Source organism: Chryseobacterium sp. JV274 (genome assembly GCF_903969135.1).
Classification (GTDB): domain Bacteria; phylum Bacteroidota; class Bacteroidia; order Flavobacteriales; family Weeksellaceae; genus Chryseobacterium.
This window is the reverse complement of sequence record NZ_LR824569.1, coordinates 572,818-598,329: the sequence shown is the minus strand read 5'-3', so window position 1 is coordinate 598,329 and position 25,512 is coordinate 572,818. Positions and strand designations below refer to the sequence as shown.

General features: G+C 35.3%; 24 protein-coding genes. 10 read left to right on the top strand and 14 right to left on the bottom strand.

The genetic code is table 11. From position 1 onward, the window contains the following. Positions 1-110 precede the first annotated feature (110 nt). The 3 genes from CHRYMOREF3P_RS02770 to CHRYMOREF3P_RS02760 all read right to left on the bottom strand — a co-directional run bounded on the left by CHRYMOREF3P_RS02770 (position 111) and on the right by CHRYMOREF3P_RS02760 (position 2,731). The gene (locus CHRYMOREF3P_RS02770) at positions 111-740 is read right to left on the bottom strand and encodes a flavodoxin (RefSeq protein ID WP_180563807.1); all 630 of its coding nucleotides are present in this window, start codon (positions 738-740) and stop codon (positions 111-113) included. A gap of 24 nt (positions 741-764) precedes the next feature. After that, positions 765-1,754, bottom strand: a complete 990-nt coding sequence (locus CHRYMOREF3P_RS02765) for an alpha/beta hydrolase (protein ID WP_232538959.1) — start codon at positions 1,752-1,754, stop codon at positions 765-767. 125 nt (positions 1,755-1,879) lie between these two features. Further along, positions 1,880-2,731 (bottom strand): aldo/keto reductase, encoded by an 852-nt coding sequence (locus tag CHRYMOREF3P_RS02760; protein ID WP_077417194.1) that lies wholly within the window; start codon positions 2,729-2,731, stop codon positions 1,880-1,882. Positions 2,732-2,926: 195 nt separating this feature from the next. Between CHRYMOREF3P_RS02760 and CHRYMOREF3P_RS02755 the strand changes: the two genes are divergently transcribed. Beyond that, on the top strand, positions 2,927-3,823 hold the full coding sequence (locus CHRYMOREF3P_RS02755; protein ID WP_077417196.1) for a helix-turn-helix domain-containing protein: 897 nt from the start codon (positions 2,927-2,929) through the stop codon (positions 3,821-3,823). Between the two features lie 374 nt (positions 3,824-4,197). Here CHRYMOREF3P_RS02755 and CHRYMOREF3P_RS02750 read toward each other — a convergent pair whose 3' ends face one another. Next, complete coding sequence (locus CHRYMOREF3P_RS02750; RefSeq protein ID WP_180563806.1) at positions 4,198-4,641, bottom strand: Lrp/AsnC family transcriptional regulator; 444 nt, start codon at positions 4,639-4,641, stop codon at positions 4,198-4,200. A gap of 139 nt (positions 4,642-4,780) precedes the next feature. Here CHRYMOREF3P_RS02750 and CHRYMOREF3P_RS02745 point away from each other — a divergent pair, with 139 nt between their 5' ends. The 6 genes from CHRYMOREF3P_RS02745 (at position 4,781) to CHRYMOREF3P_RS02720 (ending at position 11,222) form a co-directional block, all read left to right on the top strand. Next, positions 4,781-5,665 carry an alpha/beta fold hydrolase gene (locus CHRYMOREF3P_RS02745; RefSeq protein WP_180563805.1) on the top strand — a complete coding sequence of 295 codons (885 nt, stop codon included), beginning with the start codon at positions 4,781-4,783 and terminating at the stop codon, positions 5,663-5,665. 138 nt (positions 5,666-5,803) lie between these two features. Beyond that, on the top strand, positions 5,804-6,931 hold the full coding sequence (locus tag CHRYMOREF3P_RS02740; RefSeq protein WP_228408830.1) for a P1 family peptidase: 1,128 nt from the start codon (positions 5,804-5,806) through the stop codon (positions 6,929-6,931). A gap of 56 nt (positions 6,932-6,987) precedes the next feature. Further along, entirely contained in the window at positions 6,988-8,127 is a 1,140-nt protein-coding gene (locus CHRYMOREF3P_RS02735) for a serine hydrolase domain-containing protein (protein ID WP_180563804.1), read from the top strand. A gap of 219 nt (positions 8,128-8,346) precedes the next feature. Then, on the top strand, positions 8,347-8,517 hold the full coding sequence (locus tag CHRYMOREF3P_RS02730; RefSeq protein WP_175627251.1) for a hypothetical protein: 171 nt from the start codon (positions 8,347-8,349) through the stop codon (positions 8,515-8,517). Positions 8,518-8,548: 31 nt separating this feature from the next. After that, entirely contained in the window at positions 8,549-8,710 is a 162-nt protein-coding gene (locus tag CHRYMOREF3P_RS02725) for a hypothetical protein (protein ID WP_175627252.1), read from the top strand. Positions 8,711-8,993: 283 nt separating this feature from the next. Further along, positions 8,994-11,222, top strand: a complete 2,229-nt coding sequence (locus tag CHRYMOREF3P_RS02720; protein ID WP_180563803.1) for a TonB-dependent receptor domain-containing protein — start codon at positions 8,994-8,996, stop codon at positions 11,220-11,222. A gap of 81 nt (positions 11,223-11,303) precedes the next feature. Here the strand turns inward: CHRYMOREF3P_RS02720 and CHRYMOREF3P_RS02715 are convergent, their stop codons facing one another. The 3 genes from CHRYMOREF3P_RS02715 to CHRYMOREF3P_RS02705 all read right to left on the bottom strand — a co-directional run bounded on the left by CHRYMOREF3P_RS02715 (position 11,304) and on the right by CHRYMOREF3P_RS02705 (position 13,242). Beyond that, on the bottom strand, positions 11,304-11,633 hold the full coding sequence (locus CHRYMOREF3P_RS02715; RefSeq protein WP_077417206.1) for a DUF2845 domain-containing protein: 330 nt from the start codon (positions 11,631-11,633) through the stop codon (positions 11,304-11,306). A gap of 381 nt (positions 11,634-12,014) precedes the next feature. Further along, entirely contained in the window at positions 12,015-12,407 is a 393-nt protein-coding gene (locus CHRYMOREF3P_RS02710; protein WP_077417208.1) for a DoxX family protein, read from the bottom strand. A gap of 10 nt (positions 12,408-12,417) precedes the next feature. Further along, positions 12,418-13,242, bottom strand: a complete 825-nt coding sequence (locus CHRYMOREF3P_RS02705; protein WP_180563802.1) for an SDR family NAD(P)-dependent oxidoreductase — start codon at positions 13,240-13,242, stop codon at positions 12,418-12,420. A 70-nt stretch (positions 13,243-13,312) separates the two neighbouring features. Here CHRYMOREF3P_RS02705 and CHRYMOREF3P_RS02700 point away from each other — a divergent pair, with 70 nt between their 5' ends. Beyond that, positions 13,313-13,681, top strand: coding sequence for a winged helix-turn-helix transcriptional regulator (locus CHRYMOREF3P_RS02700; RefSeq protein ID WP_228408832.1), 369 nt, complete (start codon positions 13,313-13,315; stop codon positions 13,679-13,681). Between the two features lie 25 nt (positions 13,682-13,706). Here the strand turns inward: CHRYMOREF3P_RS02700 and CHRYMOREF3P_RS02695 are convergent, their stop codons facing one another. From CHRYMOREF3P_RS02695 to CHRYMOREF3P_RS02685, 3 genes are all read right to left on the bottom strand, one after another. Continuing rightward, complete coding sequence (locus CHRYMOREF3P_RS02695; RefSeq protein WP_180565741.1) at positions 13,707-14,717, bottom strand: phosphotransferase; 1,011 nt, start codon at positions 14,715-14,717, stop codon at positions 13,707-13,709. A gap of 124 nt (positions 14,718-14,841) precedes the next feature. Next, positions 14,842-16,335: a BspA family leucine-rich repeat surface protein gene (locus CHRYMOREF3P_RS02690; protein ID WP_180563801.1), complete on the bottom strand. Its 1,494-nt coding sequence runs from the start codon at positions 16,333-16,335 to the stop codon at positions 14,842-14,844. 503 nt (positions 16,336-16,838) lie between these two features. Beyond that, complete coding sequence (locus CHRYMOREF3P_RS02685; RefSeq protein WP_047374658.1) at positions 16,839-17,123, bottom strand: bacteriocin-like protein; 285 nt, start codon at positions 17,121-17,123, stop codon at positions 16,839-16,841. A gap of 448 nt (positions 17,124-17,571) precedes the next feature. Between CHRYMOREF3P_RS02685 and CHRYMOREF3P_RS02680 the strand changes: the two genes are divergently transcribed. Then, complete coding sequence (locus CHRYMOREF3P_RS02680; protein WP_180563800.1) at positions 17,572-18,360, top strand: LexA family transcriptional regulator; 789 nt, start codon at positions 17,572-17,574, stop codon at positions 18,358-18,360. A gap of 94 nt (positions 18,361-18,454) precedes the next feature. Here CHRYMOREF3P_RS02680 and xth read toward each other — a convergent pair whose 3' ends face one another. Next, positions 18,455-19,228, bottom strand: a complete 774-nt coding sequence (gene xth / locus CHRYMOREF3P_RS02675) for an exodeoxyribonuclease III (RefSeq protein ID WP_180563799.1) — start codon at positions 19,226-19,228, stop codon at positions 18,455-18,457. A gap of 191 nt (positions 19,229-19,419) precedes the next feature. On the opposite strand from xth, the gene CHRYMOREF3P_RS02670 reads away from it, so the two are divergent. Beyond that, positions 19,420-20,652, top strand: coding sequence for a YaiO family outer membrane beta-barrel protein (locus tag CHRYMOREF3P_RS02670; RefSeq protein WP_180563798.1), 1,233 nt, complete (start codon positions 19,420-19,422; stop codon positions 20,650-20,652). On the opposite strand, the gene CHRYMOREF3P_RS02665 is transcribed toward CHRYMOREF3P_RS02670, so the two are convergent. From CHRYMOREF3P_RS02665 to CHRYMOREF3P_RS02655, 3 genes are all read right to left on the bottom strand, one after another. Continuing rightward, on the bottom strand, positions 20,649-24,086 hold the full coding sequence (locus CHRYMOREF3P_RS02665; protein ID WP_180563797.1) for a sulfatase-like hydrolase/transferase: 3,438 nt from the start codon (positions 24,084-24,086) through the stop codon (positions 20,649-20,651). The two genes, CHRYMOREF3P_RS02670 and CHRYMOREF3P_RS02665, sit on opposite strands and share 4 nt — an antisense overlap. Further along, complete coding sequence (locus CHRYMOREF3P_RS02660) at positions 24,080-25,003, bottom strand: HEAT repeat domain-containing protein (protein ID WP_180563796.1); 924 nt, start codon at positions 25,001-25,003, stop codon at positions 24,080-24,082. Before CHRYMOREF3P_RS02660 ends, CHRYMOREF3P_RS02665 begins: the two co-directional genes overlap by 7 nt. Before the next feature lie 150 nt (positions 25,004-25,153). Continuing rightward, complete coding sequence (locus CHRYMOREF3P_RS02655) at positions 25,154-25,507, bottom strand: response regulator transcription factor (RefSeq protein WP_047423117.1); 354 nt, start codon at positions 25,505-25,507, stop codon at positions 25,154-25,156. Positions 25,508-25,512 lie beyond the last annotated feature (5 nt).

Below are 25,512 nucleotides of genomic sequence, written 5' to 3'. Positions count from 1 at the left end.
TTGTGCGTTTATGGTATTTGTAAATAGTGAAACACACATTAATACTGCTATAAAACCCAAATATTTCAGTTGTCTCATTCTTTTTACTTTTAAAAATTATTATAATTATGCTATTTTGACATCCCGATTTTAGCCAGCCATTCTTTCACTTTCTTTTCCGTTTCAACTTTCTTCTTTCCTTCCATTACGAATAAAATTCCATCCCGTTCAACTCCTCCTTTAATCGTAAAACCTTCTAATATTCTGCTTTCAGGACTTAGCTTTTTCACAGTTTCAAAGCTGCTTCCAATCCCGTAGCCAGCATTGGTATTAAAAGGAATAATTGTTTTTCCTTTAAAATTATTCTGGCTTAAAAAACTTTTCATCGGAGGTGGTAACTGCATTCCCCAGGTTGGAAACCCTAAGAAGATCACGTCATATTTTTCAATATTTTCAATCTTTGTTTTAAGCGGAGGTAAAAAATTGGTTTCATTTTCTTTCGCTATCTGATCTACAGTTGCTTTGTAATCTTTGGGATAAGGATTCTGTAATGCCAACTCAATTAAGATTCCACCAATATTTTGATGAATGATGTCGGCAATTGTTTTTGTATTTTTTGTTCGTGATAAATAAACAATCAATACATTTTTGTCTTTCAACATTTCTTTTTTTTCAGATATTGATTTCTGAGCTTTTGAGCAAGATGATAATAGTAGAAGTACTGCACAAAGCCATACGCCAAAATTTTTCAACTTTTCCATATATCAATTATTGTTTAATCAATATTACTTATCCAAACCTTTCTCCTTCAGCCATTTTGATAATAGCTCTGCAACTTCTACATTATTCAAATCAGACATTAGAAAATGGGTATTCCCCTTAATGCCCAGTTCAGGGAGATGAACAATAGTAACATCTCCACCGTGACTATTGACGACTTTTGCCCATTGTCTTGCTGTCGTAAGAACGTTTTTCCAAAAATTTAATGATGCTGCATTAGTTTCTTCAGTTGGAATATAATCCCCATAGTAAACTACAATGGGAATTTTAGTCAGTTTCATAAATTCGTTCATCGGAACACCTTTTCCTCCTCGGTTTCCTTCAGGTTCTTCTCCTTCCGGAAAGGTGAATCCTCCGGGTTCATAGGCAACGACAGCTTTAATTTTTTCATTTTTAATGGCTGTTTTCCATCCAGGTGAGCCTCCTGCCGAATGTGTGAAAAGAATCCCGTTTCCGGATTTATCCATAACAGAAGACATTGCATTCATAATCGTTGCTTCATCTACATTTCCTATATCCGGTGTCATCATACGGAAAAATTGATCCATAGAAATGCTGTCTTTTGGAAACTGAACGCCTTCATTGAATTTAGGGTACAGACCAATTCGGAATTGAGTAAACCAAGTCTGGTCATCTGGCGTACCGCTAATTTGTCCTGGTTTTGTAGTCTGCCCGGCCTCTCCACGACCTGGTTGATCAACCAGATAGACACTATAACCTTTTCTTAAAAAAATATTGGCAAAACCTTCTCTTCCATCCGCTGTGGTCTGCCAGCTTCGTCTAGACTGTCCGTAACCGTGCAGGAAAATCATCGAAAGTTTTTTAGATTTGACAGGAATTTGGTAAAAAACATCAGCGTGATCTCCGTGTCTTGTTTGCCCTCCTTGAGACACATTCCATGGTTTTAACGGATCGAAAACGCCTTCACTTTTGATAACCGAACCTCCGGCTGAGAAATTGCCTTGTGACGCAATAGTAATTGGTTTTTGTGCCACCTTATTTTGTGCTTTAACAAAAAAATTGGAGACTAAAATTAAGGTGATTAAACTTATATATTTTATTGTCTTATTTTTCATTGCTAACCTATTCATTTGATCATATTTTTACTGATGAAATTGGATTACAAGTCCAATTTTCTTTCACTTAGCCATTTAACCATGTTGGGGTCTCTATGATCAAAAAACAAGCTGGATTCAGTGTCTAAAGTTGCGATAGCATCCATATCTTCAGAAGAAAGCTCAAAGTCAAAAATGTCAAAATTTTCAGCCATTCTTTCTTTTCTTACAGATTTTGGAATAACGATAACATTTCTACTCGTCAACCAGTTCAAAATGACCTGAGCTACAGATTTGTTATATTTTTCTGCGATCGTTTTTAAAACTTCATTATTAAAAATATCATTCTTTCCTTCTGCAAAAGGCCCCCAGGATTCAATCTGTACATTATTTTCAATTAGGAAATTTTGTGTTTCAACCTGTTGATGGAAAGGATGAGTCTCGATTTGATTGATTGCTGGTGTAAATCCACTGTTGGCAATCAAATCTGCGATCCTGTCAGGATGGAAATTAGAAACTCCTATAGCTCTTACTTTTCCTTGTTCATACAATTCCTGCATTGCTTTCCAAGATCCGAAAATATCTCCGTACGGCTGATGAATAAGGTATAAATCCAGATATTCCAACTGAAGTTTATTCAATGATGTTTCAAAAGCTTTTAAAGTTTTTTCATATCCTGTGTCTTGTACCCAAAGTTTTGTCGTGATAAATAAATCTTCTCTCGCAATTCCACTGTTTTTAATGGCATTACCAACCGCTTGTTCATTACCGTAAGATGCAGCAGTATCAATTAATCGATAGCCTGTATCAATTGCATCAATAACAGCTTTTTCACATTCTGCGGGATCCGGGACCTGAAATACTCCAAATCCTAAAACCGGCATTTCTATACTATTGTTCAATATTACTTTTTTCATTTTTTATCTTATTTATTTTTTTGTTTCGCAAAGAATAAAATTGGTTAATCAATTTGTTATTGCAAATTTCCAACTTATTGACAAGCCTGTTGGTAGATATATTACGGAACTTGTAACCAATATTACTGTTCTGGGGCATAATGTAAAAAAGCGGGTATTTTTATCTTTAGATTTGTATTACAAAATGATACCGTTATGAGCCAATCAATCTATTTTGAAACAGTAAACGATTATAATCAATTTAATAATCACGAGACCCTTCACCCTTTGGTAAGTGTAATAGATTTTTCGAAAGCACATAAAAGAACAGGATCTAAAATGTATTTTAATCTGTATTGCATTTTTTTAAAAGATGTAAAATGTGGTGATCTGAAATATGGTCGGGCAACTTATGACTATCAGGAAGGAACATTGGTTTTTGTTTCTCCGGGACAAGTTGTTGATGTAGAAAACAAAATTGATAAGTATCAGCCTTTGGGGCATGGATTAGTATTTCATCCGGATTTAATTAAAGGAACTTCTTTAGGTAAGGGCATCTCTGAATATGGATTTTTTGGTTACCAGACCAATGAAGCGCTGCATCTATCAGCAAAAGAACAACAAATGGTTTTGGAAATGTTTGCTGATATTCAATTTGAATTGAGCCGCCCAGTAGATAAACACAGTAAAAAAGTCATCACATCGAATATTGAACTTTTTCTTAATCACTGTGACCGCTTCTATGACCGTCAGTTTATCACCAGAGAAAATGTGAATAAAGGTATTTTAGAAAAATTTGAAGAATTACTAAACAGCTATTTTTCATCTGAGAAACCTAATACTATTGGGCTTCCATCTGTAGCATATTGTGCAGATGAATTACATTTTTCGCCTAACTATTTTGGAGATCTGATTAAGAAAGAAACAGGGAAAACTGCGCAGGAATACATACAGAATAAAATTATTGATATAGCCAAGCAAAGAGTATTCAATGTTGATAAATCTATTAGTCAGATTGCTTATGAATTGGGTTTTAAATATCCGCAGCATTTTATTCGATTATTCAAGCAGAGAACTGGTGTTACCCCTAATGAATTTCGGAATTTAAATTAAAATTTAATTAATTGTTTTTGAGATTTTGTATTGACTTCTTTATTTACTCTTTTATAATAATTAATTATTCTTTGAGTCAGAATTTCCATCACATATGAAATAAAATTATTCCTAATATTTTTTATATAATCGTTTTATGAGATTTTTATATTCATTTTAAACGTTATTTGTGGCTTTGTGATGGTGCAGCAATAAAATTCAAATCTTCAATTTTATACAAAAGTTGAATTGAAAAAATACCGTTGAACTTTGCAGTTTCGCACCACTATTGCAAAACCCTTGTTGAAGGAAGTTTTGTTATAATTAAATAATCATTGATAAGAAAAAAACTCCTACTGCCTCATTTTGTCTTATTTCTTTCATGGAGGCTAACACTACTTAAAAGTAATTGGTTTGTGATCAATAGGCACCGACAGAATAGAATAAGTTGTTGTTGTGCCAAATTTATTCAAGCGGTCCAGAACTAAAGTAATTTCTTGTGTAGATTTCAGAAACATATGTAAAAAGAAACAATATTCTCCTGTAGTATGTACCATTTTTACAATCCCTTCTATTTCTTCAGTTTCTTTCAAAAAGGACATAATCATAATATTGGGGTGTAATTTTATTGCAATTAAAACATTTTGTGTGTATTGCAGTTTTGTATATTCCACAACAGCAGTGTAGCCTTTTATTATCCCTGCTTCCTCCAGCTTTTTTATACGTTCTGCAACAGCCGGAGCTGTGAGTCCTATTTTTCTGCCTATTTCAGCATTGCTCGCTCTGGCGTTTAATTGTAGTTCGTTTAAAATTGCGTAGTGCAGTTTATCTAATTGCATATCGAAATAAAAATAATTAAAAAACATTGATTCGAAAGTTTGAAGCAGCTACTTCTATCAAAATGATAGCCCGATTTAAATGCCCCTGTCAGATCTTTGTAAAGATAAAAATTTAATACTGAAACATACCTATAAGAATATGAAAGATAAAGAATTACCTGGTGATGTTAGCTTGAATCATGGGATGGCTGTTATCAGCAGTACATTACGTATACATTACGCAGAAGCAGGAAATGGAGAGATTATAATTATTCTGATACATGGTTTTCCGCAGACATGGTGGGAATGGCGATTTGTAATACCTGTATTGGTTAATAAGGGATTTCGAGTTATTGCCTTGGATTACCGAGGAGCCGGAGATTCCTGGAAACCTGCGGGTGGATATGATAAACGCACTATGGCCAGTGATATTCACCACCTGTTAAAGGAACACCTTAAGATACAAACCCCTGTAGTCCTTATAGGACATGATATAGGTTTAATGATTGCGTATGCTTATGCACAAGAATACCGTACATCTGTATCTCAGCTGGTGGTAATAGATGCTCCTTTACCCGGCACAAAAATATTTGATAAAATAAGAACAGATCACAGGGTCTGGCATTTTGCATTCCATAACGTACACAACCTGCCTGAAATGCTTATTACTGGTCGTGAACGGGAATATTTACATTATTTTTTCAACTATCGTATTTATAATACAGCTGCCATTAATGAAACTGATATGGATGTTTTTAGTCAGGCATATTCTTCAGCCGGTGCTATGAAAGCCGGATTGGAAGTTTACCGGGCATTTGACCAAGATATACTGGACAATAAAGAAAGCTTGGCAAAAAATGGGAAACTAACTATTCCCGTTCTGGTAGTTGGAGGAGAAATAAGTACAAGTGGACCTTTTATGAAAGAAATGATGGAAGAAGTAGCCGAAAGGGTTACATCAGTACGCATTCCTAAAACAGCACATTGGATAGCTGAAGAAAATCCGGAGGCATTTATAAAAGAACTCTTAACGTTTCTCGGTTAAATAATCATCACACGAATAAACTAAAAATCAATAATTTAATTTTAATATAGAAGTTTTCAAAGGTATTTCATGCTGCCTGATCGCCTTCTATAACTGATAATTATGAAAAATATAATATTCTCTTTTTTACTAATATATATGCAAAGTTTAACATTTGGACAGAAATTACGGGCCAGGGATATAGGAATTCCATTTAGCGGAACCGCTGGCACATTTAATTCTATAACAGACGTAAAGGGAGTTGAGGTAGGCTATAGTACAATTATTTCGGGAAAAGGTAAAAATACAATCGGGAAAGGACCTGTCCGGACAGGAGTTACAGCTATTTTACCAAGGGGCCGGAATAATAATCCTGTTTTTGCCAACTGGTACTCACTGAACGGGAATGGCGAAATGACAGGTACTACCTGGGTAACGGAATCCGGTTTTTTAGAAACCCCTATCATGATTACCAATACCAATAGTGTGGGAGTAGTGAGAGATGCAGTTCTCAAATGGTTTGTGAAGGAACATTGGTATAAAGAAGATTGGTGGTACACTTATCCTGTAGTGGCTGAAACGTATGATGGTTTTTTAAACGACATCTATGGTTTTCAGGTAAAAGAAAGTAATGTTTACGAGGCGTTAAATAGTGCGAAATCTGGTAAAATCCAGGAAGGAAATGTTGGCGGAGGAACCGGAATGATGTGCCTTGGTTTTAAAGGCGGAACCGGAACGGCATCAAGGATTGTGAAAACCGGAGATTCTATTTATACCGTTGGTGCTCTGGTACAGGCTAATTTTGGGAGAAAAGAATCCCTGAAGATCGCAGGTGTACCTGTAGGAAAAGAACTGGAGCATACAGTGGGCAGCGAATTAAAACTGCCTTCACAGTCTTACCGGCAGGAAGGTGACGGTTCCATTATTGTGGTCATTGCAACCGATGCGCCGTTATTACCCCATCAATTAAAACGTATTGCATCAAGAGTTCCTTTGGGAATCGGGAATGTAGGCGGCTATGGAATGAACAGTTCAGGGGACATTTTCATTGCTTTTTCAACAGCCAATCCCACAGCTTTCCAGAGGAAAGATTTTTCCACAGTGAAGGTGCTTCCCAATGATCTGATAGATCCTCTATTTGATGCAACTGTACAAGCCGTCGAAGAATCTATCATTAATGCCATGATCGCCGCCGAAACAATGGAAGGTGTCAATGGAAATAAATCGTATGCCCTTCCCCATCAGCCTGTGATCGATATCTTAAGAAAATATAAAAGAATACCATAAGAAGAAAAATTTATCTGCTTCAGTTTAATTTAATACTAATTCATTAAAATTTTTCTATGAAAAAACTATGGTTTCTAACATTTCTAACTGCTGCTTTTGCTGCAATGAATTCCTGCAGGGATGATCAATCTATTAATGTACCTGCCGAGCATCCGAATGCAAAAAAATATCAGCGTATCGTTGATCAGTTTATAGCGGCCGGTGCTGTGGGCGTTAACATTACAGTCATTTCTCCTGAAGGAATATGGAGCGGTTCAGGCGGACTAGCCGACAGGGAAAAAGGTATCAGGATGTCTGCTAATAACAGGCTCCGCATCGGAAGTATGACGAAAATGTTTGCCTCCACAACTATTCTGAAATTGCAGGAAGAAGGTCTCCTGAATATCAAGGATAAAATCAATAAATATCTTCCTTACACTATTACAGATCGTATTGCCAATGCCAATGAGGTAACGATTGAGCAGTGCCTTAATCACAGAGCGGGAATCCGGAATTATTTACAGGATATCGCCCCCGGTGTTTTTGACGGGAGTATTGTCAATTATTCCGCAGAGCAGACTCTTCAGCTGATCTATGATAAACCTGCCGACGATCCGGTTGGAAAGGGATATTATAGTAATTCCAATTATCTTCTGCTTTCCCTGGTTATAAAAAAAGTAACGGGAAAACCTTCCTATCAGGTAATTACCGAGAAAATAATCAACCCCCTGGGGCTGAAAAACACAATAGCAAGCACTCTGCTCCCCGATCAGCTCACCCGATCCTATTATGCTGAAACCGCTAATGAGGCATTGACTGAAGTAACGCATATAGATAATAACGGAATCGGTGGTGAAGGAGCAATTGACGGTGGAATGATTTCAACATCTTCTGATGTAGCTCAATTTTTGGAGACCCTGTTAACGAATAAAATACTTTCTCCTACTTCAATGCAGCAGCTTCAGACTTTTGTAGATAATGATCCTGATCGCCTGGAACCAGACTTAAAATACAATAAACAATATGGATTGGGATTAATGAAACTGGATACCAACCAGGGAGTGGCCCTGGGCCATGACGGACACGTATTCGGCTTTGGCGGTAAATCCTATTATTTCCCAAAGCAAAAAGTAACGGTATGCATACTTCTCAACACATGGTCTCCAAAAGTAGTTGCATTACTTAATGCAAAAGAGACTTTCAACTTATTGTTCTAATCTTTATCAATCTGGTAGTAAAAAATTTGATTCAAAGGTTTTTCGGCCTTTATTCTTTAAAAAATAAAGCATTATTAATCAATTATAATATGATCTTTACTCCAACGGTAATGATTATCCGTTCGAATCAAATCTCCAAAAAAGATCAAAATACATGATAGAAAAAATAAGTAATTATTCATAAATCATATAAATTATAACTAATCTAAAATTTTAAAAATGAAAAAATCAGAAAACAGAAAGGTGCTCTCAAGAGAGTATTTAAAAAATGTAATGGGCAATGGAATGAATATCACTATCAAAGAATGTTCATATGAATGCTGCCCTCCTGCCGGGATCCCCCGGTGCCCAAGCCTTAGTGCATGCCCAGCAGTGGTATGTCCACAATAATTAACATATTTCTTAACCAAAAAATATTACAATGAAAAATTTAAAAAACCAAAAAAGCCTTTCCAGAGAACAATTGAAAAGCATTGCCGGAGGTAATGTACAAGGAGTCTGCAGACTTTCCAATGGTAGTTATGTGATAAGAGACTGTACATTAAAATGTCCAAACGGAGGATATCCTATCTGTCCTGCTTAAGGATTTAATTTTTATTTAAACTTCAGTCAGCCCGGATAAACAAATAATCTATCCGGGCTGATTATATATACACATTCTGCATATAGCTCTATTGAGTGGGTTTCTGTTTATAGCTTTTCTCATTATAATTCAGGACATCTGCAGTACTATTTGGCTCGCGATGTAATACTTGTGATATCTCGAATGTCTTATTTAAATAGATTCATGATTAATTCATGAATTGTATACATGTATATTGCATAACAAGCTACATTGTAATGCATAAAATAAAAAACATAAATATATGAAACGTCTGATCCATTTAATCATTGTACTGAGCGGAACAATTGTAACTGCACAAGAAAAAAAAGATACAGTAGCAACAAAGAAAATAAATGAAATTGTACTGAAAAAAAATAAATTCCAGAGAAAAAATGACCGGTTTATATATGATGTAGGAGCTTCCCCGGCAGCAAAAGGGACTACGGTCTTTAGTCTTTTAAAAGAAACTCCCCTGATTTCATCAATGGATGATAAAACTTTACGGATTGCCGGAAAATCAAATGCTGTAATATATATCAATGGTAAAAAAAATCAAATGGATGCTGATGCTCTGGCAGCCTTTTTAAAAAGTATGCCATCTGAAAGCATACAGAAAATAGAGATTATTACGATGCCCGGCAGCGAATTTCAAGTTGAATCTTCAGATGGGGTTATTAATATTATTCTAAAAAAGATAACAGAAAATGGCTTGAACGGAAGCTTAAGAATGAGCAATAATCAGGGATATTATAACAATCCGGGAATGGGATTTTCTATCAATTACAGAAAAAATAATCTCGGAATTAATTCAAGTTTTAATAGTAGTGAAAACACCAAACGGCAGTATTATATATTGGAAAATGGCAGCAATATAGCTTCAAATCGTTCGGAAGGAACCGTATCTATTCCGAACAAGGACTATGGAGGATATCTGAATATAGATTATGCTTTAAATGACAAAAGCAGCATTGCATTGAGCTATAACAACTGGTATAACAAAAATTTTACTTCTGTTACCAATTTATTTAACACTGTAAATGTATTAAATGATACCGTCTGGAAAACTTCTTACAACCGAAGCATAAATCATGAAAACGCTCAATCTTATAATAATTCTGTCAATTTAAACTATGAATTAAAAACGGATTCTATCGGCAGTAAATTAAATCTAAATGCAGCCTATCTAAACTTCAGAAAAAAACAGAATGGCCTCAATACGACATCAGCATCAGATTCCAATGGAAATATGGGAGAAGATATAAGCCAGATTATTCAGGAAACACCACAGATTATTAACAGTTTTTCTGTAACGGTAGATTATTATAAGAAATTTAAAAATGATTTCACACTGTCTTTTGGAGGAAATTACAGCTATACGAAAACAGATAATGATACAGAAACAAGTCTATATCAATTGGCTACCGGTGTAGCAGTTAGAAATCCAAATCATTTTTTTTATCTGGAGAATATTTACGGAGGATATTTGACTGTTGAAAAAAAAGTAAACGATAAAATCTCTGCAAAAGCCGGAATCCGTTATGAATTAACACAAAATAAAGGAAACTCTTATAATGCTCAGGATGATAACTTAAAAAATCTTACGAGAAACTATCATAATATTTTACCTTACCTAAACCTGAACTACTCTATCAATAAAGATCATAATCTTTCATATTCTTTTTCAGGCCGTATGAAAAGACCTTCATTTTGGGAAGTAAACCCTGTAAGAACTTATTTAACGGAAACCAATTATGTTCAGAATAATCCGTTTATGAAAGCTTCCGCAGTTTATTCCCAGGAACTTAATTATATGTTCAAAAATTCATATTTTTTCATTGTCGGTCATAAATATTATAAAGATGTTATCCTGCAAATACCTTTGCAGGGAATAATTGAAAATAACGGCAGCCATGTAAATGTATTAAGGTATATAAGAACCAATTTTGGCAACCGTCAAGAATTCAATTTTACAATCGGTTTCCAGAAATCATTTTTTAAACAGTATTGGAATACCAATGTAAGTATTGGTTTACAGCATAATATTAATGATGGAAGTATTGATACGGATCCGTTAACAGGTGAAAAGTTTCCGGCATATATTAATTCCAGAAAATCAAATGGAATAACAATTTCAACTAATAATAATATAAGACTTGATCAGGCTAAAACATGGTTTGCCAGTATTAACTATTGGTACGTTGGCAATTACCAGATAGAACTGGGCCAGTTAAGGCCTCTCGGCAGTTTGGAAATAGGGCTCAAAAAAATATGGAATGACTGGACCTTTGCAGCCACTGTTTATGATGTTTTAAATACCAATAGGGTTATAATTAATGATCCGCAACAAAACGGAAACTACAATTATATCAATATTTATAACTATCCACGTCAATTAAATATTTCTATCTCTTATAACTTCGGAAACAAAAAAATTGAAAAAATACGTGATTTCAATAATGCTTCTGATGAAATCAAAAACAGAACAAAATAATAAAATTGTTATGTTAATCTAAATGTAATTCAGATTTGATGAGAGTTGCTACTCAATTTTCTTTTTACAGTAAGCATTTGATTAGGGATGAATTATAACCGGAGAATTGTTTTCAGATTCCTGCCCTTGTTCAAGAGAAACCAATTTTCCACCTTTAAAAGTTAAAATATTTGTTATTGATCTATTTCCCATATTTAAACTTTCTCTATAGTATAAAGATTCTTTAATTTCTCCGGCTTCTTTATTTTCTGTAAATGAAGATTTATAGGGTTTTCCAAATTTTGATATAACCTGTTCTTTTGTCATTCCAATGCTCAATGATTCAGAGGTGAATTTACTTCTTGAAGAGCAGGAAATTAACATTATACCTGTTATAATTAATGCTAATAATTTAAACTTTAAAACATTCATATTGAATTATTTAGGCTGTACTACTGCGGGACATTGAAAATCGGAACATCGTGGTAATGAGCTATCATCACAGCATTTGTAAGTGCATGGGAAGATAAATCTATTTCCTGAAATTTGTTTCAATCCTTCTCTGGAAAGAACTTTTCTGTTTACTGATTTTTTTACAAAACTTTGTGTAGCTAAATTAATAAATTATTTCACTTTGACAAGAAAAAATAATTAATAGTAGTCGCTCATTATCAGTATTATACAGTATTGAAAAATGTTATTTTATATTAAATTAATTAAAATAAATATCTATTAAAAGTATTTTGCTTTCATTTATGCTGAATACTTTTATTATGATAAAAAAATGATCATTTTCTAGACTGCTTTATTTCTTTATAATTTTTTAGTACTGGAAAGATTTATTTTGATCCTGTTGTCTAAAAATAAAAGGATTGCAGAAAGACAACACATGATGAGTGAATGCCCATAATGATGATACTCCTGATGTGCCATGTGAGTAGTAAAGGCACCAATCGCAAAGGGAAACAGGAATAATATGCCTATAGTTCTGAATTGAGACCTGTAGAGTCCCAGAATCACCAGAACAACTCCGATCACTTCGGCAATTCCGATGGCAAGAGTCCATGTTTTGTTAAAACCTAATGATTCCATGCTTTGCATCATCGCCGGACGTTGAAAAATTTTAAACAATGAGGATGGTACTATGATGTACAGGTATCCTATGTACAAAACCCAGTACAGAATGTTTTTAAAAGTTATTTTCATTGTTCAGCTATTAATAATCCACACTTACTGCAATCTCTTCGGTTAATGCTATACAATTCTGTAAATCAGCAATTTTAGCTTTCATAGTTTCGATAGTACCCGCTGTAAGAGGTAACCTGAAGGTTGGAACATCATTATTTACAGCCCTGATGATAGCCTGTGCAGCGGCAACAGGATTACCGGGTTGATTACCGTTGATCTTTTTTGTATTTATCCTTATATTCCCTAATTTTTCTGCATATAGAGGAAATTTGTTCCGGACATAATGCACAGATTCCCCAAAAAAATCGGTACGCAGAGCACCAGGCTCTACCAGCAACACTTTTATACCAAATTGTTTCACTTCCTGTTCAAGTGATTCACTCATTCCCTCAAGAGCAAATTTACTGGCTGCATAAATACCGTTCCCAATACCAGCCGTAATGCCAACCCTTGAAGAAAGCTGCACAATCACTCCCTGTCCCTTATTTCTCATATATGGAATGACGGCCTGGCAAAGTTTCCATACAGACATAAAATTGACATTGAATTGCCTGATAATCTCCTGTTCCTCAAACTCTTCAATCATTCCAAATACACCGAAACCCGCATTGTTTACCAAAACATCAATCTGACCGTATTGTTCAATGACCTCCTTAATAAGTGAATCAATATGATCTGTTTTGGCAAGATCAATAATAAAAGATTTTGCATTTACATTCTTGTCGAAGGTCTGCTGATCCTCCTCATTCCGCACAGTTCCTATAACAATATCCCCGGCATCAAGGATTTGTTTTGAAAGTTCTTTTCCCAATCCTTTGGAAACACCTGTAATTAGCCATACTTTTTGTCCCATTTTAATTTTGTTTTATATCTAGACAAAAATATTTTATACCTTTACCATAAACAAGTACCTACAAAATTGTATGTACCCACCCATGTATATGAGAAAAGAAAATTCAACAAATTTTTTAAACGAAACAGACCTTATTAAAAACTGCGGGATGTTCTATACCTTATCAGTTATCGGAGGTAGATGGAAAGTGGGCATACTGGCTTCGTTGCTGGATAATGATGAACTCCGTTATTCTGAAATAAAAGGGAGGCTGCATAACATTACCGAAAGAATGCTGATCAAACAGCTTAAAGAACTGCAGGATGAAGGACTTATCATCCGGAAAGATTATAAAGAAGTGCCTCCCCGGGTTCATTACAGCATCAGTGATAAAGGCAGAAGCCTTCAGGATGTGCTGATAACCCTAAGATACTGGGGGAAAAAATACAGAAATGAGTAGATAATAACTGTTAAACCTATCCCTTTTAGTTTGTTACAAGTTTGTTATTAATCTCAATGTGGTTGTAAACAATCCATCGTTTTAAATTTCCAACCATTCTTTTTAAATGATCTTCATTCAGGAAAATATTTGTCCAATATTCAAATCTGTCACACTGAACGCTTATGTAATAGGTCATAATTGCTAAACATGCGTAGGGTAAAAACTTTTTCTCTTCGCTACTAATTTTAGTTACAGTCTCGTAACCTTTTATGAAACTATCTGCTTTTACCTGATATTCCTCTTCGTTCAAATTGGTAGTAAATAGCTGAAACAGGAAATAAGAAATGTCAAAGCATAAATAACCGTTGCCACAAAAATCAAAGTCAAAAAATGTTATTTCCTTTTCATCGTCAATGTGCAAATTGTCAAACCAAACGTCAAGATGAACGGCTCCATATCTCATTTTCTGTTTGTCTGTATTTTCCATTTTTAGCATTAAAAAAGCAGAAAGGGTTTCTAAAAATTCAATTTCAGCAACATTTTTACTATAGAATTCTTTTGTTTTTAAGACAGGGTTCTTAAGCAGGTTTTGAACATTGTAAGACATTCTCATCAGTTCAATATTTTCTGTGGACTGATGAACTTTTGCTAATGCCTGTCCAATTAGAAAACTTGTTTGGGATGAAAATTTTGCTGTCTTTATGCCTTTAGCATACGAAAATAAAACGCCCAATCTCTTTCCTTCCGGAGCATCAATTTCTTGAATAAATTTGTTCGATTGATCAGCTATTGGAAAAGCAACTTGTCGGTCTGCTTCTTTTAGCAGGATTAAAAGTCTTAATTCTTCCTCAATTTCTAATTTTGTCCGCCAGTTATGGGTGTACACTCTAAAAACGTATTTGTTTTCATCATCATGAACAATGTATAAATGATTCATAGCAAGCCGAAATATGCTGCATTCCGTTTTGTCAATTAGTCCATAATTTCGTTGAATAAATTTGCCGAGCACATTTGGTGAAAGTGTACTGTTTATTGTGGGGAATTTCTCTGTCATCAATTCTTAGTGAGTCGTTGGTTATTCTTCTTAGTTGACACAAATATAACACACTTAAAATTAAAGCTCCAAAGTACAAAGACCTTGGAGCTTAATTGATAGAGGTAACCTTTCGGCTGATCTATTATTTCTTAATTATTTTACTGAAAATAGTTTCGCCTTTTAATAGATAATTCCCTGAGGGATATCCGGTAAGATCGATCGTGTTTTTTCCTTTTATAAACGTCACATTTTTAATGAGTTTGCCGTTGATATCATATAAAGAAACATTTTCATTTACAGCTGCCTCCACTGTTATCACTCCTGTTGTTGGATTGGGATAAGCTGGAGTTTTTAGTTTTTTTGAAACTTCTGCTGTTGATAAGTAGCATCCCGGGTTATATGTGTCTCCAACAATAGTAAAGCCTCTGTTAACCAATTGAGCTCTTGCCATAATGGCCTGCGGTGTAGAATAGATCAGCCCTGTTGCATCTATACTTCCAGATGTTAATGTTGTGTTCGCCCATGTAGGATTATTATTGAGAGCAATTAGAAAATTATTATAGTTTGTACATGATAAACCGGAATTTTTTAATCCGAAAGCGATTGATCCTCCGAAGAAATTCTGAAGTCGGATATTCCAGCCGGAAAGATCCTGATCAAAAAGTACAGCACCATTAAACATGTTAAAACCTGAATAATAACTAACCTTGGCTACATTCCAGTTTCCAATCGGCTGGTTGAATGAGACTGCATTTTCAAACATATGTTCAAAATCTGTTACTTTAGCGGTGTTCCAGTTATTAAGAGGTTGATTAAATGCTGCTGCATTAGAGAATACATAGCGAAAATTGACACCATTTGATGTATTCCATGAATTTAATGGCTGGTTAAAAGCTACTGCATCTTTGAACATTGCAGAGAAATTAGTTCCGGATGCAGTATTCCAGGCGGAAATATTCTGATTAAAAGTAGAGGCAAAAGAAAACATTCCATTAAAATCTTTTACATTCGCTGTATTCCAGCTTCCAATATTCTGGTTAAATAGCTTTGCTCTGCTAAACATATTACTCATATTAGTAATTGTACTTGTATTCCAACTTGAAAATGAATTATTTCCGATCAAAGATGAACAATTATAGAACATTTCCGATAAATTGTTTATTTGTGTTAGATTGGGAATGTCTGCAGCAGTTACATTAAGGTTTGGACAGCCCGCAAATCCCTGATTAAATTGCTGAAGCCAAATGATGTCTCCCCACTGACTGATTTCGGTGAGTTCCAGATTAGCATTAGGATCAATAAAGTTTGTACTGGCCCTGAACCCGTAAAATAGCCCGTTGCCATTGTATACTTTCAATTTGTAGGTTGCCTGGATAGGGTTTGTATGTAATGAAGGTCCAAAAAGAATGGTAATCGGATTGGTGCTATTGGATGTAACAGAATTAAGGACTCCATTATGTTGTGGGTATCCCACTTCTTCCCAGCTAATGGTATAATTGGTTCCTGTACCGCCAAAAGATATTGCATGGTCAATGGTACCATTTACATTAGGTTTCCATAAAGTAATAAATTCAGTCTGTGCATAAGAACAGAAAAATAGAAATAGAAAAATGATTACTAGTTGTTTTTTGTGCATAATTTAAAAAATAGTTGTTAAAAAAGTTAATTTTGGATTAGTAAGACAATAATTTCCCGGGATTCTTTATCTTATCTCTAACATAAAGATATAGACGCGCAGCGTCAAAACATGTCGTATTAAAATTTTATTACTTTTTTTTAATATTTTTTTGATTAATTAGCCTTATAATTTGATTAATTAGCCTTATAAAAAACCACAAAAAATATGCAGCTATCATTGAATGACAACTGCAGAAATGAGATTATTTATATTGTTATTTTCATACCTGCTGAAATATTAATTCCAGGGATAAACGGTTGTCTTTATAGGCTAAACGTACATTCAGTAATGAAATGCCGGCATAGGAAGCTCAGGATTGATATTCTTTCAATCAAAAGATCTCAAAATAAAAATAAATGATTGATTGTAAGTGTAATACGTTGCTTTTATTTTCTGTTTGGGATATAAAAAAAATCCGCTCTGAAAAGAGCGGAATGATTTTTAATGTCTATTCTTGCAGATTAGCAAGTAGAACCACACTCAAGTAATTTGATGTGAATTACACCATTTACAACACATTGTGTTTGGCATAAAGCGTTAGTTACGACAGTGCTTACACCGCCAACTACACCACCAACAGTAGATCCTACGCCAGTAACTACACCACCTACGATAGTACCTACTCCGCCTACTACTCCACCAACTACACCTCCTAGTCCACCTAGTAAAGTACCGATTGGATCTAGTAATCCGTTACCTGAAATAGCTTTTAATTCGTTTCTGTCTAATTTTTTTAAGTTTTTCATAACTATAATTTTATATGATTATTACATCACGAATATATGAATAATAATAATACAATTGCAAATTATTTTCAATAAATTAATTATATGTTTTTATTATTTAATATTTCATTAATATATATGTTTTTTAGTATAAATATGATTTTCACTTATATGTGATTGATTTACTAAATGTTAAAAATAATAACTCAATTTATGAAATTTAGAGTTATTATTTATGCACTAAATTCTATTTATTGATGATTATTGTTTAAACTATGTAAAGCCTTCTATATTTGTTCATAAATCAATTTTCAGCGTGCGGAAATTAAATATCCAGGCATGAAAATTTACCCGTTTTAGTAAAAATGGAGACCTTAGTGGTGAAATTTCCTTATATCTTATAGTAAAACCTGCTTCGGTGGTTGGTAACGCATTCAAATTTTGTATTTTTGCTTACATATTTTTATCAATGTCAATTTTTTCAAATAATATACGCTTCTTAAGAGCCAGGAGAAAGCTTTCCCAACAAAATGTAGCTGATGAACTGATGATTTCCAGAGTTCGCTATTCAAAATATGAAAACGGAATATCTGAACCTCCTATCGAACTTCTTATAAAAATCTCTAAATATTTTCATGTAAGCATTGATCTTATGCTGTCCGTAGATATCCAGAAGTACCCTATGGATGATATGCTGAAATTGCCTGACAACAGAATTGTTCTTCCTGTGGCAGTAGATACCCATGGAAATGATACAATAGAAATTATCCCTCAAAAAGCTTCTATGGGATATCTGGAAGGTTACAGTGATGTAGATTATATTGAGAGCCTTCAGCGTATCGCTCTTCCCTTTCTTACTAATGGAAAATACAGGGCATTCCCTGCAGATGGAGATTCTATGCCTCCATTCAGAAACGGGTCTTATATTGTAGGAAAATATGTGGAAGGAATCAATGATTTGAAACAGGGAAAAACCTATGTTTTTGTAACATTGAATGACGGGATTACCTATAAACGTTTTAAGGAAAGAAAAGAAAATGCAATCTGTGTAAGTGCTGACAATTCTTTTTATGAGTCTTATGAGATTCCGTTTGAGGAAGTTGTAGAAATCTGGCAGTATGCTTCAGGAATTTTCCCGGAAGATTTTGAGCCTGGTGACTATGAAAGTTATAATTTTAAAGAAATGTTCCGCGAACTGAGACAGGACATCAGGGATCTTGATAAAAAGGTTTCTGGTCGCCGCCGAAAACAGTCTTAGTATTCATACCAACGTATTATATATTGTATACTCCTGATTTTATAAACCAGGAGCATATTATAATGTATATGATCCTGCAATTCTTGAATTACAATTAGTCCGCAAGTTCAATCCATACCGGAGCGTGATCGCTGCTTTTCTCCCAGCCGCGCACATGGCTGTCTACTCCACCTGATTTCAGCCGGCTCTGTAGATAAGGACTTAATAAAATATGGTCCAGCCTTATGCCTGCATTCCTGTCATAAGCTTTATATAGATAATCCCAGAATGTGTATACTTTTTCTTCGGGATAAAGACTTCGTATCGAATCAAGCCATCCTTTCTTCTGAAGATCTTTATACGCTTTTCTTACTTCTGTTCTGAACAGGGCATCATTTTCCCAGCGTTCAGGTTTGTACACATCAATAGGCTCCGGAATAATATTAAAATCGCCGATAAGGATGGCGGGAAGTTCCATGGTGATGAGTTGGCTGGCTCTTCTTTTAAAACGTTTGATCCAGGATAATTTATAGTCGAATTTAGGTCCTGGATAAGGATTGCCATTCGGGAGATAAAGACAGCAGATGACCATTTTATCAATAATCACTTCAATATAACGGCTTTGAATGTCTTCAGGATCTCCCGGTAAAGATCTTTGTACTTCTGTAATTTCCTTGTTTTTTGCCAATATAGCAACTCCATTCCAGCTTTTTTGTCCATTCCAGACAGCTTCATAACCTGCTTTGTTAATTTCTTCTACAGGAAAACGTTCCTGAGGTGCTTTTAGTTCCTGAAGACAGACAATATCTGGAGAGGCTTCTTTCAGCCATTTCAATAAAACAGGCAGGCGGCCGTTGACTCCATTAACATTATATGTGGCTATTTTCATAATGAAATTTTGAAGAAATTAATTTTTTTTAATTACGGCAATAATTATTCCATCATAATTGCTTTTTAAGCATTGTTTAATTGAAAAATAATCTAAAAAAAATAAGGTTTGACGAATAATCTCTGGGTTGTGATGTAAAAGTTCAATATATTTGTGATACCAGATGTAGTTCATTAATAATTAAACTTTCAATGAAAAGATATTCAACCTTTTTATTTGCTTTACTTTTTCCAATCACAATGTACAGTCAGCAGAATTTATCAGCTGATGAACTATTCCTTAAAGCCCGAACCGCTGCTTTTGAACAGAAAGATTATCCTGCATCTATTGCTCTGGCCAAAGAGGCATTGGAAAAAGCTCCCAATTATACTGATATTTCAGTTTTCCTGGGAAGGCTATATACCTGGAATAAAGATCTGGTTTCCGCAAGGGCTATATTTGAAGAGCTTGGAAAAAGAGAGATTCAGGATGAAGATTATTTTCTGGCTTATGCTTCATTGGAATATTGGAATGATCAGAATACAAAAGCTATTGAAATCATAGATAAAGGACTTTCCTATCATGCTAAATCTGAAACATTATTACTGTTGAAAGCGAAAGTATATTTTGGAAAGGATAATTACGAGGAAGCAGATAAAGCTGTAAGTACTCTTTTATTCATCAATCCTAAAAACACTGAAGCAAGAGCTCTTGCAGTAAGAATAAATGAGCTTACGTCTAAAAATGCAATAGGAATTGTTTATAATTATTCTCATTTTGACAAACAGTTTGATAACGACTGGCATATTGTGGGAGTAAGTTATAAGAGAGTTACTCCTATTGGTTCCGTGATTGTTCGCGGAAATTATGCCAATAAATTTGCCGAGGGCGGCACACAGATTGAACTGGAGGCATACCCAAGGCTTTCTAAAATGTTCTACCTGTATGTTGGCGGAGGATATTCTGATGATGTGGGATTGTTTCCGAAGTACCGTACCGGAGTTTCTCTGAATGCAAACCTTCCCCATAGTTTTGAAGCAGAATTAGGTTACCGTCAGCTTTATTTCAGCAGCAGTATCTGGATGTATACCGCTGCTATAGGGAAATATTATAAAAATTTCTGGTTTAACCTGCGTACTTATATCACTCCTGACAGCAAGAATATTTCACATTCTTATACGGGAACTGTAAGGTATTATACAAAAGGTGCTCAGGATTATTTTGCTTTTCAGATCGGAACCGGGATCAGCCCGGAAGAAAACCGTAATAATCTTCTGGAAAACGAAACCTTTAAGCTTAAAACTTTTAAAATTGGAGGTGAATACAATTTCTCCTACCATTCCAATCTGTTTTCAGTGGGAACAATGTATTATAACCAGGAATACCGCCCGGGAGAAAAAGGGAATCAGTTTGATATTACATTAGGCTACACCAGAAAGTTTTAAAACTTTGATTTTACTTTTTTCTTAAAGTTCACCATTACCGAATCAGGCATCAGTTTTTTAGTAGAATAAAACTGGGAATTCATGCTTTTATACTGATTAAATCTGCCATTCATCTTATTCAGGGCTGCATTATCATTGGAAGCATCTTCTTCCATATTTTTCAGGGTAAAAAGCTGTCCGTCATGGATATAATACTTTTCAGAGACAAAATCAATAAGTTGGTTTTTACTCTGCATCATTGGAATTCCGGTTTTGCTGATTTCAGAATCCGGAGAAAATCCTCTTCCTACCCATGTTATTGTAGCAGGTGTGCTGATTTTATAATTATTTCTGTAATAAGCTAAAATAGAAGGAGCAATATCAAAATGACTTACGGTTTTATAGAAACGTTTTGATTCTTTCAATAAGGGTGAGTAGATCAATAATGGCACATGGAATCTATCAATCTTGGCCTGTAGTGTGATTTCAGGCATGCTGTGATCTCCTGTGATCACAAAAATGGTATTCTTGAAATCCGGACGTTTGCTGTATTTTTTGAAGAAATCTTTAATGGCATCATCAGCATTAAGAACTGAAATTAACTGGTCTTTGTGAGCTGCGGCCCATTTCTTCTGTTCAGAATTTAAAATACCTGAATTCAGTCTTTGATTGTACAGTTTTTCATAATAATCTTTATTGTTGATTAAAAAAGGATTGTGCGTTGAAAGGGTGAGAATCATATTGAAATACGGTCTATCCTGTGGCTTTTGTTCTTGCTGCATCTTACCAAAAACGGCCTGATCTTCATATCCCCAGCTTTCTCCGTTATTGGCAGGAAGCTTACGGTAAGGACTGCCGAATGAGGTTTCATCTGTGATATGGTCTACCCCGCTATATTCCAGGAATTCACGGTAACGGTCAAAGGATGTATGACCTCCATAATAAAAACCTGTCTCAAAGCCGTTTGCTTTCAGAATGTTATAAAGATTGAAGTTTTCCGGTGTCTTTTCAATTTCAAGGAAGCCATTCTTTCCAAAAGGAAGTGATCCTGTGATTGATGGCAATGCGGCAAAAGTCCTTCCTGCTGAGCTTAACGAGTTTTCCCAATATAATCCTTTGTTGGATAAAGAATCCAGATAGGGAGTAAAGTTACCGATATATCCTTTTGGGGAAGTATAGGCATGTCCGAACCCCTCCATGACAAGGAAAACAAGATTGGGAACTTTCTCAGATCTGTTAAAATAAGACCCTAAAAAATCCGGGGTATTTTCTTTCCTCCAGAAAGGGAAATTTTTATTGAGCATTTCGGCATTGGTGGTGAAATCTTCATTTTCGCTCAGTAATTCATTCAGTTCAGGATGATCGCTGATGAAATTGTCCTCATTGGATTTAAGGAAATAAGCCCATTTACTTTTTGCCGCATTTTGGTTAAATTCATTCTCAGAGTTCAAGGTTTTGGATCCTAATATATTGGAGGGAATAAAAAAGGCTGCAAACCCGAAAGCAAGCAATACAAGTCCCGGGTAGATGGATTTCAAAGCTGATTTACCGGCTATCCATATAGGAATGAAAGAGGCTGTTATTAAAATACCCATCAGGGCAAAGTTCTTAAAATTAAGCATTCCGCTTGCCTGTAAAATCTGCTTCATCTCTTCTTTGCTGTAGTATAAAAGGTCTGCACCCAATACGTTGCGGGTTTCTGAGAAATACAGGAATAAAATATATTGGGTAACGGTCACAATAAGTAAAGCTGCAATAGCCAGAGTCTTTGCCCAGCCTTCTCTGATGAAATTGATGATGAGATAAGTAATTCCAACACAAAATGTGAGTCTGAGGGCAAATAAAATATTCTCTGTAAAAAGGTTTCCAACAATTGCAGAGGTGTTAAATTTGGAAAAACTATACCGGTACCACAACCACTCTGCGGTTACTCCCACTAAAAACAAGGCAAAGAACACTAATGTGAGTATTCCCCATTTTTTAAGACTAGACTGAAGAATAGCATACATTCTTTCTTTGAAAGGTAAATGCTGTGTGCTTTGATTGAAGCCCTGTCTTGTCATTTCGCCCCATCCGTGGGATTTTTTGAAATAATCTATAAATCCGCTTACTCCTGCTTTTACCACGATAGGATGGAAATAAAAAGGTTCGGAAAAAGCCGTTACAATAAGGGTGAGGAAGTCTTTTCTTTTGGTATAAACCTGGTGGCTTACTAGATCCACTAATATTGAATAGATAGAATAAAGAAATCCCATTGAGATCACCAGGGCAAACAGAACCGTAAAGAATGGCCAGTTAATAATTCCCAACAGTAAAAAAATAATAAAGATGATATATCCTGAAAATTCGATTAGCGGACCCAGAAATTCAAAAAAGAACCAATAAGGAAGACTGACCATTCCTAATTTTCCATATTTCGGATTGAACATCATTTTTCTGTGCTTCCACAGGGTTTCCATCGTTCCGCGCATCCATCTGTTGCGCTGTTTTCTCAAAATATCTTTAGATTCAGGGACTTCTGTCCAGCATAAAGGATCCGGAATGGTAAGTACTTCATAAGGTTCATTCTTTTCTTCCATGTACTTTCTCATTCTTACCACCAGCTCCATGTCCTCTCCCACCGTATTTTTATCATAACCGCCGCAGGCGAGTACAATATTTCTGTCAAAAACTCCGAAAGCACCGGAGATTAGGATCAGTCCTGATGCCCTGGACCACGCCATACGTCCGAGTACAAAAGCTCTGATGTATTCTAATGCCTGGGTTCTGCCCAAAAGAGTTTTCGGCATATTGACACTTACTATTTTACCATTTTCTATCACGCAGTTATTGGCCAGACGAATAACTCCACCGCAGGCGATAAACTTTTTATCGGTCTGCTCCAGCATTGGTTTTGCGAGTTTCAGAATCGCATCCTGCTCCAGAATGCAATCTACGTCAATGCAAACCAGGTATTCACCGGAAGAAATATTCACTCCCACATTCAGAGCATCTGCTTTTCCTCCGTTTTCTTTATCAACAACGATCAGCTTTTTAAAGGCAGGGTTTTTACTTTTATAAACTCCTCTTACGGTATTGGTTTCTATTTTTCCCTGAATGAAGTAAGCTATGGATTCCAATTCATAAGCCTCGATAAGCTTTTGGATGGAGTCGTCCTTACTTCCGTCATTTACAATAATAATTTCCAGGTTATGGTAATAAAGGGATAGCAGAGAGCGAACATTTTCTACAATGGTCATTCCCTCATTATAAGCCGGAGCGATAACGCTGAATACCGGAGCATTGGGGTTTGCCGCAATAAGGCTGTAATCTGTAAATGTATTTTCTTTTTTATAACGGAGTACAGCTCCAAGTGCATAAATTCCTATCCAGCCATAGATAAGGGTTATTGCTGTTCCGTAAATCAGAAACAACCAGATAACAACTTCATAGATGATGTGTGAGAATTCTAACATACTTTTTCCTGTACTGCGTATTTAATGATTTGAATTAATTCTTCTGATGAGGTCTCTTTTTCAGATATTTCTATCAGGTAGTCCTGCTTTTCCATTGAGCATAAGGCTTCTGCTGCATAAACCTTTATTCCTGAATCAGTGTCTTTTAACAATTGATCTTTCAGAAAATCTACAGAGCATTGGTCTTTTGACTTCCTCATTACTTTCAGGATCTCTTTCTGTACTTCAAAAGGTTGATGAGGATACATTTCCATTAGATAAGCAACAGTTGAAGGATTTTCAAGGGATAATAATGTCTGTACTGCCTGTATCCGCACTTCAACAGAGGGATGATCCAGTAAGTCAGCGACTGTAGGATAAAGAGATAATACCTGGAATTTTCTTAATAGTTTAAGGGTGAAAATGACCACTGAATCGTTTGAACTTTCAACCCAGCTTTTAATACTATCGTTGGAGTTCTCAGGAATACTGGTGACTGAAATAAGCAGACGAAGCTGCTGCCATTCTGATATTTTTGTTGAAAAGCTGGTAAGGAAATGAAGTCCTTCAAATCCTTTAAAATGAACCATGGCATATTGTGCTTCCTGATAAACCTGTGCTGAAGGATGTGTTAAAAATGTAGAAATCTTTGGCAGTGCTTCTTCCACATTCATCGCTGTAAGCTCCTGTATACCTCCTGCAATTAAATGTATCTTTTTCTGATTCAATTTTTTTAAAGCTTCCTTCTGAAGGCCATATTCCTGGAAAAGCTCTTTAAGTTTATGCTGTGCTGCACCGGAAAATTTCTTCTCGGATTCTGCCAGTTTCTGAAGGAATAAATTTCTGAATAAAGGATTTGCGGATGCTGATGAAAAGTTGCTGTCTGCATAGGTTTCTTCACCATATACAATCACTTCTGAGATTCTTTTATTGATCATTTCCGACCATTTGAAAATATGGACAGATTCTCTATACTGATAAAAGCTGTAAATGAGTACGGCTATGATCAGTAAGAGTACTAAGGACAACATTCCCAGAAATACGAGAAAAAGAAAATGCACGGAAGTGGTGAGAAACATGAATGTAATTTATTTTGAAAATCTTTTAATTCTTAATATCAATTCATTGGGACTGAATGGTTTTACTATAAAATCGGCAGCTCCGAGGTCAAAAGCATTGAGTACCACTTCCTCCTGCCCCATACTGGAAAGCATGATCACGGGGATCTGCTTGTCCATCGTTTTGATGGCTGAAAGTATTTCAATTCCGGAGGCAAACGGCATCATAATATCTGTGATAGCCAGATCTACCTCTTTGGTTTTAAGGGTTTCGATAGCATCTTTACCATTGCGGGTGAGGATCACTTCATGCCCTTCTTTTAATAATTTGTGCTCTATCGTTTTTAGAATCAGTTCATCGTCTTCCGCGATTAGAATCAACATAGTTT